Origin of the sequence: Pseudomonas sp. G(2018) (assembly GCF_005502415.1) — a bacterium.
Lineage (GTDB): Bacteria > Pseudomonadota > Gammaproteobacteria > Pseudomonadales > Pseudomonadaceae > Aquipseudomonas.
The window spans coordinates 1-16,495 of sequence record NZ_SCOO01000003.1; the positions used below are offsets into that span (position 1 = coordinate 1).

Consider the following 16,495-nt stretch of genomic DNA (forward strand, 5'->3'; position numbering starts at 1 on the left):
GGCATACCGCATTCGCGAGCAGGCTCGCTCCCACACTTGAACTGTTTTAGTGTCCACAACCCGATTCCGACCTGGGATAACACTCATGCACGCCATCATGCTCAAAGCCAAGCTGCATCGCGCCGAAGTCACCCACGCTGTACTCGATTACGAAGGTTCCTGCGCCATCGACGGCGAATGGCTGGACTTGTCCGGTATTCGTGAGTACGAACAGATTCAGATCTACAACGTCGATAATGGCGAGCGCTTCACCACCTACGCCATTCGCGGCGAAGAAGGCTCACGCATGATCTCGGTCAACGGTGCCGCGGCGCACAAGGCCAAGGTCGGCGATCGCGTGATCATCTGCGCTTACGCCCACTACAGCGAAGCCGAGCTGCTCAACTTCAAGCCACGCATGCTCTACATGGCGCCGGGCAATGAACTGAGCCACACCAGCAACGCCATTCCGGTCCAGATCGCCTGATCGAAGCCTGTCGCGCTTCCGTTTGTCGGACGTTCCTAACTTCGATGTTAAAAAAGTACCGGAAACAGGTCAGACAAAGTCAAGACAGAACACCGCGCGGGGTTTACTGTATTCGCCCTGCGCCATGAAATCGTGTCGACGCAGTTGACCGGACGCCCATCCACAGCGCGCCGGGATTTTTAGTGTTCTAAAGGCCGTTCAAGTAAAAAGGAAACCCGCAGCGATGGCGTATTACCGCACTCCTCACGACGTGACCGCTCTGCCCGCCTGGCAAGCGTTGATTGACCACCGCCAAGCCATGCAGGATTTCAGCATGCGCGAGGCCTTCAATGCCGATCCGCAGCGCTTTACCCAGTTCACCCTCAGCAGCTGCGGCCTGTTCCTCGATTATTCGAAAAACCTGATCAACGCCGAGACCCGCAATCTGCTGGTAGGCCTGGCCAATGAAGTCGATCTGAAGGGCGCGATCAAGGCACTGTTCGACGGAGAAATCGTCAACGCCTCCGAAGGTCGCCCGGCGTTGCACACCGCCCTGCGTCGCCCGGTCGGCGACAAACTGTCGGTCAACGGCGTCAACGTGATGCCTGAAGTACACAAGGTTCTGAACCAGATCACCGACCTCGTTGGCCGCATCCACGACGGTCTGTGGCGCGGTTACACCGAGAAGCCGATCACCGACGTGGTGAACATCGGCATCGGTGGCTCGTTCCTCGGCCCCGAGCTGGTTTCCGAAGCACTGCTGTCCTATGCCCAGAAGGGCGTGCGCTGCCACTATCTGGCGAACATTGACGGCAGTGAGTTCCACGAACTGACCATGAAGCTGCGCGCAGAGACCACGCTGTTCATCGTCTCTTCGAAATCCTTCAACACCCTCGAAACCCTGAAAAACGCCCAGGCCGCCCGTGCCTGGTACCTGGCCCAGGGTGGCTCGGAAGCCGAGTTGTATCGTCACTTCATCGCGGTATCGAGCAACAATGCCGCCGCCGTGGCTTTCGGTATCCGTGAAGAGAACATCTTCCCGATGTGGGACTGGGTCGGCGGTCGTTATTCGCTGTGGTCGGCCATCGGCCTGCCAATCGCCCTGGCCATCGGCATGTCGAACTTCAAGGAGCTGTTGTCCGGTGCCTACACCATGGACCAGCATTTCCAGAGTGCGCCGTTCGAACAGAACATGCCGGTGCTGCTGGCCTTGCTCGGTGTCTGGTATGGCAACTTCTGGGGCGCGCAGAGCCACGCGATCCTGCCGTACGACCACTACCTGCGTAACATCACCAAGCACTTGCAACAGCTGGACATGGAGTCCAACGGCAAGAGCGTTCGTCAGGACGGCACGCCAGTGTCCACCGAGACAGGTCCAGTGATCTGGGGCGGCGTCGGTTGCAACGGCCAGCATGCTTACCACCAGTTGCTGCACCAGGGCACCCAACTGATTCCGGCGGACTTCATCGTGCCGATCGTCAGCTTCAACCCGGTGTCCGACCACCACCAATGGCTGTACGCCAACTGCCTGTCGCAGAGCCAGGCGCTGATGCTTGGCAAGACCCTTGCCGAAGCCGAGGCTGAACTGCGCGACAAAGGCATGAGTGAAGCCGACGTGAAGAAACTCGCGGCGCACAAGGTGATTCCGGGCAACCGTCCGAGCAACACCCTGGTGGTCGAGCGCATCAGCCCGCGTCGCCTCGGCGCGCTGGTGGCGATGTACGAGCACAAAGTCTTCGTGCAAAGCGTGATCTGGGGCATCAACGCCTTCGATCAGTGGGGCGTGGAGCTGGGCAAGGAACTGGGCAAAGGCGTCTACAACCGCCTGGTCGGCAGCGAAGAAACACCGGCCGAGGATCCGTCCACTCAAGGGCTGATCAACTACTTCCGTGGTCGTCACCGCGGATAATCTGAAAAACCTGCTATCCCCTGTGGGAGCGGGCTTGCTCGCGAATGCGGAGTGTCAGTCGGCATTAACATCGACTGACACTCCGCATTCGCGAGCAAGCCCGCTCCCACAGTTGTTTTGCGCCGCCTACACTTGCTGCGGCGTCTGACTTGAACCCTTTCACTGCTCGGCGCATCTTTATCTTCGTCGCAAAACAAGAATAAGGAACCGTCATGTTCGATATCAGCACGTTCCCCAAAGCCGATGCCGTCCGCCGGGCTGCACAACTGAGTCAAGACGACTACCACCGCCTGTACCGCGAATCCATCGAACACCCCAGTACGTTCTGGGCCGAACAGGCCACCCGTTTTCTCAACTGGAGCAAACCGTGGGACACCGTCCAGCGCTATGACCTGAAAACCGGCGAAGCCAGCTGGTTTGCCGGAGCAACGTTGAACGTCAGCTACAACTGCATCGACCGACACCTGGAAAAACGCGGCGATCAAATCGCGATCATCTGGGAGGGCGACGACCCTGCCGAATCCACGCAAATCACCTACAAAAAACTGCATCACAACGTGTGTCGCCTGGCCAACGTGCTCAAAAGCCGTGGCGTGAAAAAAGGCGACCGGGTGTGCATCTACATGCCGATGATCCCCGAAGCGGCCTACGCCATGCTCGCCTGTACGCGCATCGGTGCAGTGCATTCGGTCGTGTTCGGCGGCTTTTCCCCGGACTCCCTGCGCGACCGCATTCTCGATGCCGACTGCCGCACCGTGATCACCGCCGATGAAGGCGTGCGCGGCGGAAAATTCATCCCGCTCAAACAGAATGTCGACAAAGCCCTGCAAAGTTGCCCCGACGTCAGCACTGTGGTCGTGGTCGAGCGCACACAGAATCAGGTGAACTGGGTCGAAGGCCGGGATCTCTGGTATCACCAGGCCCTGCGCGACGTCGGCGACGACTGCCCGCCCGAGCCGATGGGCGCCGAAGACCCGATGTTCATCCTCTACACCTCCGGCAGCACCGGCAAACCCAAAGGCGTGCTGCACACTACCGGCGGCTACCTGTTGCAAGCGGCGATGACCTTCAAATACGTGCTGGACTACCGCGACGGTGAAGTCTTCTGGTGTACCGCCGATGTCGGCTGGGTCACCGGCCACAGCTACATCGTCTACGGTCCGCTGGCCAATGGCGCCACCACCTTGATCTTCGAAGGTGTGCCGAATTACCCGAGTACCTCGCGTTTCTGGCAAGTGATCGACAAGCATAAGGTCAATATTTTCTACACCGCCCCGACCGCTCTGCGCGCCTTGATGCGTGAAGGTCCTGAACCGCTGAAGGAAACATCCCGCGCCAGCGTCAGACTACTCGGCACCGTCGGTGAGCCGATCAACCCGGAAGCGTGGGAATGGTACTTCCACGCAGTTGGCGAAGAGCGCTGCCCGATTGTCGATACCTGGTGGCAGACCGAAACCGGCGGCATCATGCTTAGCCCCTTGGTAAGTGCCCAACGCATCAAACCCGGCTGCGCCACGCAACCGATGTTCGGCGTGCAACCGGTACTGCTTGACGAACACGGCAAGGAAATCAAAGGCGCCGGTAGTGGCGTACTGGCGATCAAATCCAGCTGGCCGGCGCAGATTCGCAGCGTCTACCGTGACCCGCAACGGATGGTCGACACCTACTTCAAGCCTTACCCCGGCTACTACTTCACCGGTGACGGCGCCCGCCGCGACGAAGATGGCGACTATTGGATCACCGGGCGCATTGACGATGTGATCAACGTATCCGGGCATCGCATCGGAACTGCGGAAGTGGAAAGCGCCCTGGTGTTGCACGACAGCATCGCGGAGGCTGCCGTGGTCGGTTACCCCCATGACATCAAAGGACAAGGTATCTACGCCTTCGTCACCCCCATGAACGGCATCGAAACCGGCGACGAACTGAAGAAAGAGCTGCTGGCGATGGTCAGCAAGGAAATCGGCAGCTTCGCCAAACCGGACCTGATCCAGTGGGCACCGGCCTTGCCAAAAACCCGTTCCGGCAAGATCATGCGACGCATTCTGCGCAAGATTGCCTGCAACGAACTCGACAGCCTTGGCGACACCTCGACCCTGGCCGACCCAAGCGTGGTGCAGGGATTGATCGACAAACGCCTGAACCCGTAACTGCCCGCGCGGCCAACGTTGGCTGCGCCTCTTTTCCACAACCGAGTCGCCATGGAATTCATCCGCACCCGTATCGAAACCCAGATCATGAGCCTGACCGGTCTGTCCCTAGGGAAACTTGATCTGGAAAACCCCAAGGGCGATCCCGGTCTGTTCGGACCCGATTCGATCAGTTGGCAAGTGCACGGCGACTTCAGCAGCATGTTGATCGGCGGGATCAGCGCCCTGATGCTGCAAGCTCTGCACCCCCTGGCCCTGGCGGGTGTGTGGGACCATTCAAATTTCCGCGAGGACATGCTCGGCCGACTGCGCCGCACGGGGCAGTTCATCTCCGGTACCACCTTCGGTTCGCGCCAGGACGCCGACTGGCTCATCGAGAAAGTCCGCACCATTCACCTGCAAGTCACCGGTACTGCGCCCGATGGCCGGCCCTATGCTGCCAGCGATCCGGACCTGCTGACCTGGGTACACGTGGCCGAAGTCAGCAACTTTCTCGCCGCACATTTGCGCTATCGCAACCCACATTTGTCGCTGGCCGATCAGGATCGCTATTACGCGGAAATCGCGCTGGTCGCCGAGCGCCTGGGTGCCAGAAAGGTGCCCCGTTCCCGACAGGAAGTTTCTGATTATCTTGTGCGAATCAGGCCGCAGCTCTTGTGCGACGAACGCAGTCGCGAAGTGCTGCGACTGTTGTTGAACGCCCCGTCCCCCAGCCGTCTGGCCAAACCCTTCGGCGGCCTCATGATGCAGGCCGGGATTGATCTGCTGCCGGACTGGGCCAGTGACATGCTCGGCGTCAGACAAAGCCCGCTGCAGCGCAAGCTGATCCGCGCCAGCGTCAATCGCAGCGCGCCGATGTTGCGCTGGGCTGTGCGCAATGGTTCGGTTCAGCGGGCCAAGCGGCGGATGGGCTTGCTCACTTGAACAAAACTTAAAAGCTTCGCGAGCAGGCTCGCTCCCACAGTAGATTCGTGTCGTTCATCAAATAAGTGTGGGAGCGAGCCTGCTCGCGAAGGCAGCACCTCGGTTGAGTGCCAAGCTGTTAAACTCCCGCGCCAAATTCCTCCTGCAAGGCGCCCAGCATGTCTTCCTTGAACCAGGCGCTGCGCGCCGCCCTCGAACATCGCCAGGACCTGCTTGCCGAACTGCATCGGCAAGGCACCGATTGCTATCGCTTGTTCCATGGCAGCCAGGAAGGCGCCGGGGGGCTGACCATCGACCGCTATGGCCCGCAATTGATGGTGCAGAGTTTTCACCAGTCGCTGGAGCGCGATGCGCTGCTGCAACTGCACGAAACCATCAACCAGCACCTGGGCTTTGAAAGCTTGCTGGTTTACAACGACCGCTCCCGTGGCAATTCACGCATCGACCGTGAAGACAACGTCTACCGCGCCGAAGAAGCAGCTCTGCAAGACCTGGTCGGCCACGAATGGGGCCTCAATTACCGGGTACGCGGGCGTCACGCCGGACAGGACCCGCTACTGTTCCTCGACCTGCGCAACACCCGCGGCTGGGTCAAGGAACACAGCAAAAATAAAAGCGTACTAAACCTGTTTGCCTACACCTGTGGCGTCGGACTCAGCGCCGCGGCCGGTGGCGCCCGCGAGGTGTGCAACCTGGACTTCGCCGAAGGCAACCTGGCGGTCGGTCGTGAAAACGGCCTGCTCAACCCACAGCTGCCGACTATGGAGTTCGTCCAGTCCGACTACTTCCCGGCTATCCGCCAACTGGCCGGCCTGCCTATCAGCCAGCGTCGCGGGCAAAAATTACCGAGCTATCAGCGCCTGGAACAACGCCAGTACGATCTGGTGCTGCTCGATCCACCCGCCTGGGCCAAGAGCGCGTTCGGCACCGTCGACTTGCTGCGCGACTACCAGAGCCTGCTCAAACCCGCGCTGCTGACCACTGCCGACAACGGCGTACTGATCTGCTGCAACAACCTGGCGAAAGTCAGCATGGACGACTGGCGCGAACAGGTTTTGCGTTGCGCAGAGAAAGCCGGACGGCCGGTGCGTGAGTGGACGGTGATGAAACCGGGGGCTGATTTCCCGTCGCTGGATCAGCAACCGCCACTGAAAACCCTGATCCTGCAGCTCTGATTCATGTCAGACAAATCTGAAAAAACCTGAATCGGGCGATTGCTTCGGAACCGGAATCGCGTGCCATACTCCAAGGCACTCCGATTCAGACAGATGAAGCCACGCATGTACAAAGGATTGATCCGCGCCGTTGGCGCCCTGTTGACTGTTCTGGCCCTCTACAGCCTGTTGGGCTTTCTGATTTTGCCGGGCATCGCCTTGCGGGTAGCCAACCAGCAATTGGCCAACTACGCGACGACGCCCGCCACGATCCAGCGAATCGAACTCAACCCGTTCAGCCTCGAAGTGACCCTTTGGGGCCTGAACATTGGTGAGCCCGGTAAGGAACAGGTCGGCTTCGAACGCTTGTACGCCAACCTGCAGCTCGACAGTCTCTGGACCAAGGCGCTGCACCTCTCGGATATCGAGCTGGAAAAATCCAAAACCGAGATCCTTTTCGGCAAGGACGGCAAACTCAACCTGCTCGGGTTGTTCAAGCTGCCACAGAGCGAACCGACGCCGGCCGATCCCGATGCCAAGCCCTTCCCGTTGCGCATAGACCGGATAAAACTGGCTGGCGGTGCTATCCACTTCAAGGATGATCGTCCCAGCGAACCCATCGAGTTCCTCTACGACCAACTCGACTTCGAACTAAAAAACCTCAGCACCCTGCCCGAAGACAGCGCCGACATGACGTTGGTGGCCATCGGCCCACATGGTGGCCAGATCGACTGGACCGGTAACTTCAGCCTGATCCCGATCGCCTCCGAAGGTAAGCTGAAGATCACCGACGGCAAAATGAAAGCCTTTTGGCCCTACGTGCGCGATGCCGTGCCATTGGTGCTTGAAGACGGCGTGGTCAGCCTCAGCACCGATTACAAACTCAACCTGTCCAAGGAAACCGAACTGCTGCTGAGCAATGTCGCCGTCAGCGTCGCACCCTTCGCCATCAAGGCTCCGGACGGTCGGCCATTGGCCAGACTCGAACGGCTGGACGTCAGCGAAACCACCATCGACCTGGCCAAACAGCAAGTCGTCGTTGGCAAGATCCGCAGCCAGAAACTGGAAACCTGGGCAGCCCTGGAGGCCGATGGCCAACTCGACTGGCAGAAACTGTTCGCCAGCCAACCCTCCAAACCGGCCGCCAAAGCCAATGCCGAACCACCGAGTACCCCGGCGTCGGCCGATTCGCCGAAAGCCGAACCCGCGCCGCCCGCCAAACCCTGGCAAGTGCTGCTCAACGATGTGCAACTTCGCGATTACCGCGTGCACCTGGCGGACCGCAAGGCGCAACCTGCCGTGGAACTGGAGCTGGCGCCGCTGAATCTCGACCTGCAGAAATTCGATAGCCTCAATGGCTCGCCCTTCAGCCTCAAGCTCGACACTGGTGTGGGCAAACAAGGCAAGCTCATGGCTGAAGGTGAGGTCAACCTGGCTCCGGTCAGCGCCAAACTGAATGTGCAGACCAAAGACATCGACCTGCGCGTCGCCCAGTCCTATATCAACCCGTTCATCCGCCTGGAACTGCGCAGCGGCATGCTCGGCAGTGATCTGGCGGTCAACCTGAAAAGTACCGAGCCGCTGGCCCTCAGCGTCACCGGACGCGCCCAGGTCGATCAGTTGCATACCCTGGACACCTTGAAAACCCGTGACTTTCTCAAGTGGCAGCAGGTGGTGGTCGACGGTCTGAATTATCAACACGGTGACAGCCTGTCGATCGACAAGATCAACCTGATGCAGCCCTACGCACGTTTCATGATCAACGATGACCGCACCACCAACATCGATGATCTGTTGATTCCACAACCGGCCGATACCGGCGCCAAGACCGCTGCTGCCAAACCCGCCAGCCAGGAAAAACCGCTGGGCATCCACATCGGCGGGATCGTCATCAACGACGGCTCGGCCAACTTCGCCGACTTCAGCCTGACGCCGAACTTCGCCACCGCCGTTCAACAACTCAACGGTCAGATCGGTACCATCGACAGCCGGCAGGCAAAACCGGCCAGCGTCGACGTCAAGGGCAAGGTCGACCGCTATGCGCCCGTGACCATCAAGGGTTCGGTCAACCCGTTCGACCCGATGGCCAGCCTCGACATCGCCACCAGTTTCAAACGCGTGGAACTGACTACGCTGACCCCCTACTCCGGCAAGTTCGCCGGTTACCGCATCCGCAAGGGCCGGCTGAATCTGGACCTGCACTACAAGATCACCAAGGGCCAGCTCCAGGCCGAAAACAAAGTCGTGGTCGAGCAGTTGCAACTGGGTGAAAAAGTCGACAGCCCCGACGCCGTGAGCCTGCCGCTGAAACTGGCGATTGCCTTGCTCAAGGATGTCGACGGCAAGATTTCCATCGAACTGCCGGTGTCCGGCGACTTGAACAACCCGCAGTTCAGCGTCATGCCGATTGTCTGGCAGACCCTGCGCAACCTGATCGTCAAGGCCGCCGCCGCGCCGTTCAAACTCATTGGCGGACTGGTGGCCGGTGGCGGGTCGGAAGATCTGGGCAGCGTGTCGTTCGCGCCGGGCTCAAGCGAGCTGAGCAAGGACACTGAAGCGGCCCTGGTCAAGCTGTCCAAGGCCCTCAAGGAACGCCCGGCCCTGCGCCTGGAAATCGAAGGCACCGCGGCCAAGAGCAGTGACGGCCCGCTGATTGCCGAGCAACGCCTGGAACGGGAGTATCAGTACAACTACTACAAAATGCTCCAGCGTCGCGGTGACAAGGTGCCGGCGAAAGCTGCGTTGCTGGAAGTGCCTGACAGCGAGAAAGGTCCGCTGCTGGAAGGCATCTACCGCACACGTCTGAAAACCCAGCCGCCTGCCGAATGGAAAGACCTGGGCAAAGAAGAACGCACCGCGAAGATGCGCGAGGGCGTGATCCAGTTCTGGAGTTCCAGCGAAGTGCTGTTGCGCGAGTTGGGCCAGGAACGCGCCAGCAGCATCAAGGATTATCTGGTCGACAAGGGTCAACTGGCCGATGACCGCGTGTACTTCATCGACGCCCAATTGGGTGAAGCGGAAAAGGACGGCAAGGTGGTTACGCCCATGCATCTGGACGCCGAGTGATGGGCAAACGGCTGCAGCTCGCATTGACGTTGGCGTTGACTGCGAACCAGGCCTCGGCGGCGGATACTTTGCGCTGCGGCAGTCAATTGATCAGTGTCGGCGACCGGTCGGGCGAAGTGCTGCAAAAATGCGGCGAACCCGTCAGCCGTGATCTGCTGGGTTACAAGCGCAGTGCCGATCGACGGGAAGAGTTTCAGGTCGAGGAATGGACCTACGGGCCGAACGGCGGGATGTATCAGTATCTGCGGTTCGAGGGGAATCGGTTGGTGCAGATGACCAGCAAACGCGGTAATTGAAATCACCACAAACCACTGTGGGAGCGAGCCGGCTCGCTCCCACAGTGGTATTCACATAGAACAAGCCCCGACACGAATGCCGGGGCCTGTAATGGCCACATCCTTATGGCCGTTCGCATGAACTCCTCAAGATGCGACAGACGTATTTCTCGGCCCGCCTGCCGCGCCTTCTCCCAGTCCAGGCGAGAAGCCTTGCCTTTACTCGGCTTTCAGGCCGTCAGCGGAAACCGCTTTGACGCCTTTGATGTTCTTGGCGATGCTCACCGCTGTGGCTTTCTGACTATCAGTGACTGCGGTAGTGGAAGACAGGGACACAACGCCTTTGTTGGTTTCCACTTTGATATCGGTACCCGGAATGCCTTTTTCGGTAACCAGGTCTGCTTTGACTTTGGTAGTGATCCAGGTATCGGAAACATCCTCTTTCGCTTCAGTGACTTCACCGGCGGCCAGCATCATGGGTGCCTGAGTCGCCTGAGTGGACTGTGCAAATGCTGCGTTAGTCATGGTCAGGGTCAACGCGGTTGCAGTAGCGGCAGCGATAGCGAACTTCTTCATACGAGTAACTCCTGTTTTTCTGGAAAGTCTGCTGGATGTCTTTTCAGCAGGGTTACCAAAGATATTGCGAACGCTGTGCCAACTTTGAGACAGAGATTAATATCTTATAAATCAAACAGTTACTAAACGCCTCGTTTTTCAGAATCATGCAATTTGCATGACTCGGCCATTCTCTACATGCAAGTTGCGGGTTTTGAGGAAGGCCTAAGGCCATGAATTGTCGGGAGTTTTCCTCAGCACTCGGAACTTGAAAGCGGCGAACAAAAAAATACCCCGCGAGAGGCGGGGTATCAGGCAACCGGATGAGGAATCAGACCTTAGGGACAACGCCTTCGCAGCCTTTAGGCGCGAGTTCCTGGTCGACGGTAGTGACGCATGTCCAGCCCGTCAACGCACGCGTCAGGGTAATGGTTTTGTTCAGGACCGGACCCGGCGCATTCAGGATTGTGCAACCAATTGTGCCCGTTCCATCAGCGGCTTTGCCCGACGCTGTCGTTGTGCAATTGGAGGTTTTCGCGGTACCGCCGACTTTCGTCAGATCAGGATCAGTTCCTTGATTCATCAGATCTTCAAACGGCACCTTCAAAGCCGAAATCTCCGCCAGCCCCGCCGTCACCTTCGCCCGCGCCTGGTACTTGGAGTAAGCGGGGATCGCAAACGTCGCGAGAATCCCGATGATCGCCACCACGATCAGCAGCTCGATCAGGGTAAAACCTTTTTGTGTGTTCATAGACAGCCTCCGTGCATGAGTCGAAATCTCATGATCTGAAACTGTCTCAGCACAGCCCATGCCAAGCGCCGCATCCCCTGTTGGCGGGTGGCATGATCGCCACACCGCCCTTTCCTCCCCCCAGGATCCGCACTATCTGACGATTTTTGTCACCTTTGCGCCGCTGGTTTGGTTCCATCGCTTGACTAGGCTATAAGTCATCCAACTGTCTTCGTCCGGAAGTCCAATGAATGACATTGCCCTCAGCGGCCTGGCCAAGCAAATGGTCCTGGCCCGGCTGCTCACTGACATAAGCGCGCGAAATCACCTCGCGAGACGGTGCTCAACTAAGGCTTCCCCCGAGGAACGCATTGGCACATTCACGATCTATGAGCCGGTCGGCTGCGAACATTGCAACGACCTGCGCACCGCAGGCTTGCTCAAAGCCATGCAAGGCATCACCAGCCTTGAAGAAATCAACCGGGTCACCAAGGACTGAACATGGCGGTCAAAGCAGCAAAAATCAGTGTGTACGCCTGGGAAGGCACTGACCGCAAAGGCACGAAGGTCACCGGCGAGTTGAGCGGTCAAAACCCGGCACTGATCAAGGCGCAGTTGCGCAAGCAAGGTATCAACCCCGGCAAGGTGCGCAAGAAAACCACTTCGCTGTTCAACCTGGGCAAGCGCATCAAGGCCCAGGACATTGCCCTGTTCACGCGCCAGATGGCGACCATGATGAAAGCCGGCGTGCCGTTATTGCAGTCGTTCGACATCATCGCCGAAGGCTTCGATAACCCGGCCATGTGCACTCTGGTGGATGAGTTGAAACAGGACGTCGCAGCAGGCAACAGCTTCGCCGCCGCCCTGCGTAAAAAGCCCCGGTATTTCGATGAGCTGTACTGCAATCTGGTGAATGCCGGGGAACAGGCCGGCGCACTGGATACCCTGTTGGAGCGGGTGGCGACCTACAAGGAAAAGAGCGAAAGCCTAAAGGCCAAGATAAAGAAAGCCATGACCTACCCGCTGGTGGTCGTGTTCGTGGCAATCATCGTAACCGGGGTTCTGCTGGTCAAAGTGGTGCCGCAGTTCCAGTCGGTGTTTGAAGGGTTTGGCGCCCAATTGCCCGCTTTCACCGTGATGGTCATTGGCCTGTCGCGGATCATGCAGGACGGGTGGTGGATGATGCTCGGTGGGTTGATCGTGGCAATCTTCGCGTTTCGCCACGCGTTCAAGACATCGCAAGACTTTCGCGATAGATCGGATGCCTGGCTGCTGAAACTGCCGCTGGCGGGGACCCTGATGTACAAGTCCGCCGTGGCCCGTTTCGCCCGCACCCTGTCGACCACCTTCGCCGCCGGCGTCCCACTGGTGGAGGCCCTGGAATCGGTGGCCGGCGCCACTGGCAATATCGTGTTCAAGCGTGCCGTACTGCGCATCAGGCAAGACATTTCGACGGGCATGCAGTTGAATTTTTCCATGCGCACTTCCGGTATTTTTCCGAGCATGGCCATTCAGATGACCGCCATTGGTGAAGAGTCCGGCGCACTGGATGACATGCTGGACAAGGTCGCGGGCTTTTACGAGGACGAGGTGGACAATATGGTCGATAACCTCACCAGCCTGATGGAACCGTTCATCATGGTGCTGCTGGGTGTTATTGTCGGCGGCCTGGTGGTCGCGATGTACCTGCCCATCTTCCAACTCGGCGCAGCGATCTGACATGCCCTTGAACGAAATCCTGACCCACTTCCCGCTGGTCTTCGTCGTCATTGCCGGTCTGGTGGGGTTGCTGGTCGGCAGCTTTCTCAACGTGCTGATCTGGCGCCTGCCAAAAATGCTTGAACGCGACTGGCGCATGCAGGCCCACGAGATCCTCGGTCTGCCCGGCGAAACCCCGCTGCCGACCTACAATCTGCTGCTGCCCCACTCTCAGTGCCCATCTTGTGGCCACCGGATTCGTGCCTGGGAAAACATCCCGCTGCTCAGTTACGTGTTTCTGCGAGGGCGCTGCTCATCCTGTGCGACACCGATCAGCAAACGCTATCCGTTGACGGAACTGGCCTGTGGCCTGTTGTCGGTGCTCATTGCCTGGCACTTTGGTTTCGGCTGGCAGGCGTGCATGGCGCTGCTTTTGACCTGGGGCCTGTTGGCCATGAGCCTGATCGACGCCGAACATCAACTGCTGCCGGATGTATTGGTGTTGCCGTTGATGTGGCTGGGGCTGATCGTCAACAGTCTCGGTTTGTTCGTACCGCTGCATGATGCATTGTGGGGTGCCATTGCCGGCTACCTGGCGCTGTGGTCGGTGTTCTGGCTGTTCAAATTGCTCACCGGCAAGGACGGCATGGGCCATGGCGACTTCAAGCTGCTGGCGATGTTAGGCGCCTGGGGCGGTTGGCAGATTTTGCCGCTGACTATCCTGCTGTCTTCCCTGGTGGGGGCCGTTATCGGCGTGATCTATCTGCGCCTGCGCCAGGCAAAAACCTCGACACCAATCCCCTTCGGCCCTTATCTGGCGATTGCCGGCTGGATTGCCTTGCTCTGGGGTGGTCAAATAACCGACCTCTATTGGCAGTTTGTCGGTTTGAAATGAATACCCCTGTGGAAAAACCCTGGATTCTCGGCCTGACCGGCGGCATCGGCAGCGGCAAAAGTGCGGCGGCCCAACACTTCATCGACCTCGGTGTGCACGTAGTCGATGCCGATCATGCTGCGCGCTGGGTGGTGGAGCCGGGCCGGCCGGCACTGGCGAAGATCGCCGAGCATTTCGGCCCCGATGTGCTGCAGGCCGACGGGCAACTGGATCGCGCCGCCCTGCGCAAACTGATCTTTGAAGTGCCGGATGAACGCCGCTGGCTGGAAGCCTTGCTGCATCCGCTGATCGCCGAGGAAATCGCTCATCATCTGGCGCTGGCAAAATCACCTTATGCGATTCTGGTTTCGCCGCTGCTGATCGAATCCGGCCAGTACGCCATGACCCAGCGGGTGCTGGTGATCGATGCCCCTGAACAGCTACAGATCGAACGCACCCTGCAGCGTGACCAGACCAGCGAACAGCAGGTCCAGGCGATCCTCCAGGCCCAGTCCAGTCGCCAGGATCGCGTGAGCCATGCCAACGAGGTGGTGGTCAACGACCGCGACCTCGCCTGGCTACACAGCGAGGTCGAACGCCTGCATCACTTTTACCTTACTTTGCGTGGAGGCCAGTCATGAGCCAGATCCCAACCGTCGAATGCCCGACCTGCGGCGCCCCTGTCGAGTGGAGCCCCGAAAGCAAATTCCGGCCGTTCTGTTCCGACCGTTGCAAACTGATTGACCTGGGCGCCTGGGCATCGGAAGAGCACAAGATTCCCGTAGCCCCGGATGCCGAGGATGAATTGTTCAGCGGCGATTTCGACCCGCGTCACTGATCCCGATCGTCAGGGACGTAACTGCGCCGCCAATCAACGAGAGGTGACAGGCTCGTTGATCTTGACACCCAATAATCAGCATGCTAGCGGGTGCTATACTTCTTTCGGGTTGCATCAAGAGTGCAACAGTCCCTGCGGGTTCCAATACCGACGGTAAATCTCAGTTAACGGCTGCTGGACAGAGGAGGTCTACAGCAAAAAAAACGAGATGGGAGGTGTGGCATGAACCGACACTATTACATCAGTGACAATCTTGACGATCTTGAGTCCGTTGAAAATGAACTGGAAGCCAACGGCATCAATTCCGAACAAATTCATGTGCTCAGTGAACAAGTCGCGGAGGTTGAAGAACATCACCTCCACGAGGTCAACTCGTTGATGAAACAAGATGTCGTTCACTCTGGCGAGATTGGTGCGGTGATCGGTGTGCCACTCGCGGCGCTGGTCCTTGGCGGCGCCTATTGGCTGGGCTGGCACGAGTCCGCGGCAGGCTGGGTGCCTTTTATCTTCCTGGCCGTTGTTGTGCTGGGGTTCTGCATCTGGGAAGGCGGATTCTTTGGTATCCAGGTGCCGAATGCGCATTTCCGCAACTTTAAACAGTTGGTTGAAACGGGCAAGCATGTTTTCTTCGTGGATGTCGAGCCAAGCCAGGAGTCGGTATTGGAACGGGTCATCGAGCGCCATCCAAAGCTGACGGGCGCGGGCACGGGAACAGCAGCCCCCCACTGGACAGTCGCCTGGCTGCACAGATGGCATCAGTTCAAACGAACGATATAACGCCACTTCACACGAAATAGCTTCCGGAGACTCAAGACCCTCCGGAAGTTACTGATTGGCCGAAGAAAATGACCCGGCTGAGGAAAACATAGTCCGCCTCGGTGGCCATCAGTCCGACAAGTACCAGCAAACACAAAGGTGGCACCAATATGGCGTAGACCAGGGCCAACCTTTCCCAAGCCATATGCATGAAGATAGAGACAATCAGACCTGCCTTCAGCAACATGAAAATAATAATCAGGGACCACCTGAGGTAGCCCTGGAAGTGGAAGTAGTCGACAAGATACGACAGCGTGCTGAGGACGAATAACAGCCCCCAGATTTTGAGGTACAAACCGATTGGATGTTGCTGACCTTGAGCATGCGCCATCATCCGTGCTCCTCTACCACAAATAGAAGAAAGCAAAAATAAACACCCACACCAAATCCACGAAGTGCCAGTAAAGCCCGGCTATCTCAACGTTCTGATAGTTGCCGGAGCGCTCATAATCTCCCCGCCATACTTTCATCGCCACGATACTGAGGTAGAGCGCGCCGATTGATACATGCAATCCGTGGAAACCGGTAATCATGAAAAAGCTGGCACCAAATTGCGCCGCCCCCATGGGGTTCCCCCAGGGACGCACCCCTTCGGCGATAAGTTTGCTCCATTCAAAGGCCTGCATGCCGACGAAGGTCACACCCAGGGCAGCGGTCGCCAGCATCAGGGCAGTGGTTCGCGCGCGATCACGGCGATAGGCGAAATTGACGGCCATGGCCATCGTGCCGCTGCTGCTGATCAGCACAAAGGTCATGATGGCGATCAGAATGAGCGGGATTGATTTACCGCCGATCGTCAGTGCAAAGACTTCACTGGGGTTCGGCCAGAGATCCGTGATGGTCATGCGCACCGACATGTAGCCGGTTAAAAAGCAGGTGAAGATAAAAGTATCGCTGAGCAGGAATATCCACATCATCGCCTTGCCCCAGGAGACCTGCTTGAAAGCGTCTTTATCCGAGGACCAGTCGCTGGCGATGCCCTGCCATCCCGGTGCAGGCAGTGAGCCTGGTGGATTGGATGAGCCGGAGTCGGCCGGGGCTTGTGGATGCGATGCCATGGT

At 58.5% G+C, this 16,495-nt stretch carries 16 protein-coding genes and 1 pseudogene; 13 read left to right on the top strand and 4 right to left on the bottom strand.

Annotated elements, in window-relative coordinates; genetic code table 11:
- The first annotated feature begins 85 nt into the window (after nt 1-85).
- From panD to FFS64_RS03520, 7 genes are all read left to right on the top strand, one after another.
- The gene (gene panD, locus FFS64_RS03490; RefSeq protein ID WP_137804249.1) at nt 86-466 is read left to right on the top strand and encodes an aspartate 1-decarboxylase; all 381 of its coding nucleotides are present in this window, start codon (nt 86-88) and stop codon (nt 464-466) included.
- A gap of 223 nt (nt 467-689) precedes the next feature.
- Nucleotides 690-2,354 (top strand): glucose-6-phosphate isomerase, encoded by a 1,665-nt coding sequence (pgi, locus tag FFS64_RS03495; RefSeq protein WP_137804250.1) that lies wholly within the window; start codon nt 690-692, stop codon nt 2,352-2,354.
- 212 nt (nt 2,355-2,566) lie between these two features.
- On the top strand, nt 2,567-4,504 hold the full coding sequence (gene acs, locus FFS64_RS03500; RefSeq protein ID WP_137804251.1) for an acetate--CoA ligase: 1,938 nt from the start codon (nt 2,567-2,569) through the stop codon (nt 4,502-4,504).
- A 51-nt stretch (nt 4,505-4,555) separates the two neighbouring features.
- Nucleotides 4,556-5,428 carry an oxygenase MpaB family protein gene (locus FFS64_RS03505; RefSeq protein ID WP_137804252.1) on the top strand — a complete coding sequence of 291 codons (873 nt, stop codon included), beginning with the start codon at nt 4,556-4,558 and terminating at the stop codon, nt 5,426-5,428.
- Nucleotides 5,429-5,586: 158 nt separating this feature from the next.
- A complete protein-coding gene (locus FFS64_RS03510; RefSeq protein ID WP_137804253.1) occupies nt 5,587-6,603 on the top strand; it encodes a class I SAM-dependent rRNA methyltransferase in 1,017 nt (338 codons plus the stop codon).
- Between the two features lie 93 nt (nt 6,604-6,696).
- Nucleotides 6,697-9,648 carry a DUF748 domain-containing protein gene (locus tag FFS64_RS03515; protein ID WP_137804254.1) on the top strand — a complete coding sequence of 984 codons (2,952 nt, stop codon included), beginning with the start codon at nt 6,697-6,699 and terminating at the stop codon, nt 9,646-9,648.
- Nucleotides 9,648-9,944, top strand: a complete 297-nt coding sequence (locus FFS64_RS03520) for a DUF2845 domain-containing protein (RefSeq protein WP_137804255.1) — start codon at nt 9,648-9,650, stop codon at nt 9,942-9,944. Before FFS64_RS03515 ends, FFS64_RS03520 begins: the two co-directional genes overlap by 1 nt.
- 198 nt (nt 9,945-10,142) lie before the next feature.
- On the opposite strand, the gene FFS64_RS03525 is transcribed toward FFS64_RS03520, so the two are convergent.
- Complete coding sequence (locus FFS64_RS03525; protein WP_137804256.1) at nt 10,143-10,499, bottom strand: BON domain-containing protein; 357 nt, start codon at nt 10,497-10,499, stop codon at nt 10,143-10,145.
- A 310-nt stretch (nt 10,500-10,809) separates the two neighbouring features.
- Nucleotides 10,810-11,229, bottom strand: a complete 420-nt coding sequence (locus FFS64_RS03530; protein WP_137804257.1) for a pilin — start codon at nt 11,227-11,229, stop codon at nt 10,810-10,812.
- Nucleotides 11,230-11,520: 291 nt separating this feature from the next.
- Between FFS64_RS03530 and FFS64_RS31595 the strand changes: the two are divergent.
- From FFS64_RS31595 to FFS64_RS03560, 6 genes and pseudogenes are all read left to right on the top strand, one after another.
- A pseudogene (locus tag FFS64_RS31595) lies at nt 11,521-11,707 on the top strand (type IV-A pilus assembly ATPase PilB); the annotation flags it as partial.
- A 2-nt stretch (nt 11,708-11,709) separates the two neighbouring features.
- Nucleotides 11,710-12,927 (top strand): type II secretion system F family protein, encoded by a 1,218-nt coding sequence (locus FFS64_RS03540; RefSeq protein ID WP_137804259.1) that lies wholly within the window; start codon nt 11,710-11,712, stop codon nt 12,925-12,927.
- A 1-nt stretch (nt 12,928) separates the two neighbouring features.
- Nucleotides 12,929-13,801, top strand: a complete 873-nt coding sequence (locus tag FFS64_RS03545; protein ID WP_137804260.1) for an A24 family peptidase — start codon at nt 12,929-12,931, stop codon at nt 13,799-13,801.
- A complete protein-coding gene (gene coaE, locus FFS64_RS03550; protein ID WP_137804261.1) occupies nt 13,798-14,421 on the top strand; it encodes a dephospho-CoA kinase in 624 nt (207 codons plus the stop codon). Before FFS64_RS03545 ends, coaE begins: the two co-directional genes overlap by 4 nt.
- Nucleotides 14,418-14,618 (top strand): DNA gyrase inhibitor YacG, encoded by a 201-nt coding sequence (yacG, locus tag FFS64_RS03555; protein ID WP_060543361.1) that lies wholly within the window; start codon nt 14,418-14,420, stop codon nt 14,616-14,618. The genes coaE and yacG overlap by 4 nt, the downstream gene beginning before the upstream one ends.
- A 222-nt stretch (nt 14,619-14,840) precedes the next feature.
- The gene (locus tag FFS64_RS03560; protein ID WP_137804262.1) at nt 14,841-15,395 is read left to right on the top strand and encodes a magnesium transporter; all 555 of its coding nucleotides are present in this window, start codon (nt 14,841-14,843) and stop codon (nt 15,393-15,395) included.
- 31 nt (nt 15,396-15,426) lie between these two features.
- Here FFS64_RS03560 and FFS64_RS03565 read toward each other — a convergent pair whose 3' ends face one another.
- Nucleotides 15,427-15,765, bottom strand: coding sequence for a cytochrome C oxidase subunit IV family protein (locus FFS64_RS03565; protein WP_137804449.1), 339 nt, complete (start codon nt 15,763-15,765; stop codon nt 15,427-15,429).
- Between the two features lie 13 nt (nt 15,766-15,778).
- Nucleotides 15,779-16,492: a heme-copper oxidase subunit III family protein gene (locus FFS64_RS03570; protein WP_137804263.1), complete on the bottom strand. Its 714-nt coding sequence runs from the start codon at nt 16,490-16,492 to the stop codon at nt 15,779-15,781.
- Between the last annotated feature and the right edge of the window lie 3 nt (nt 16,493-16,495).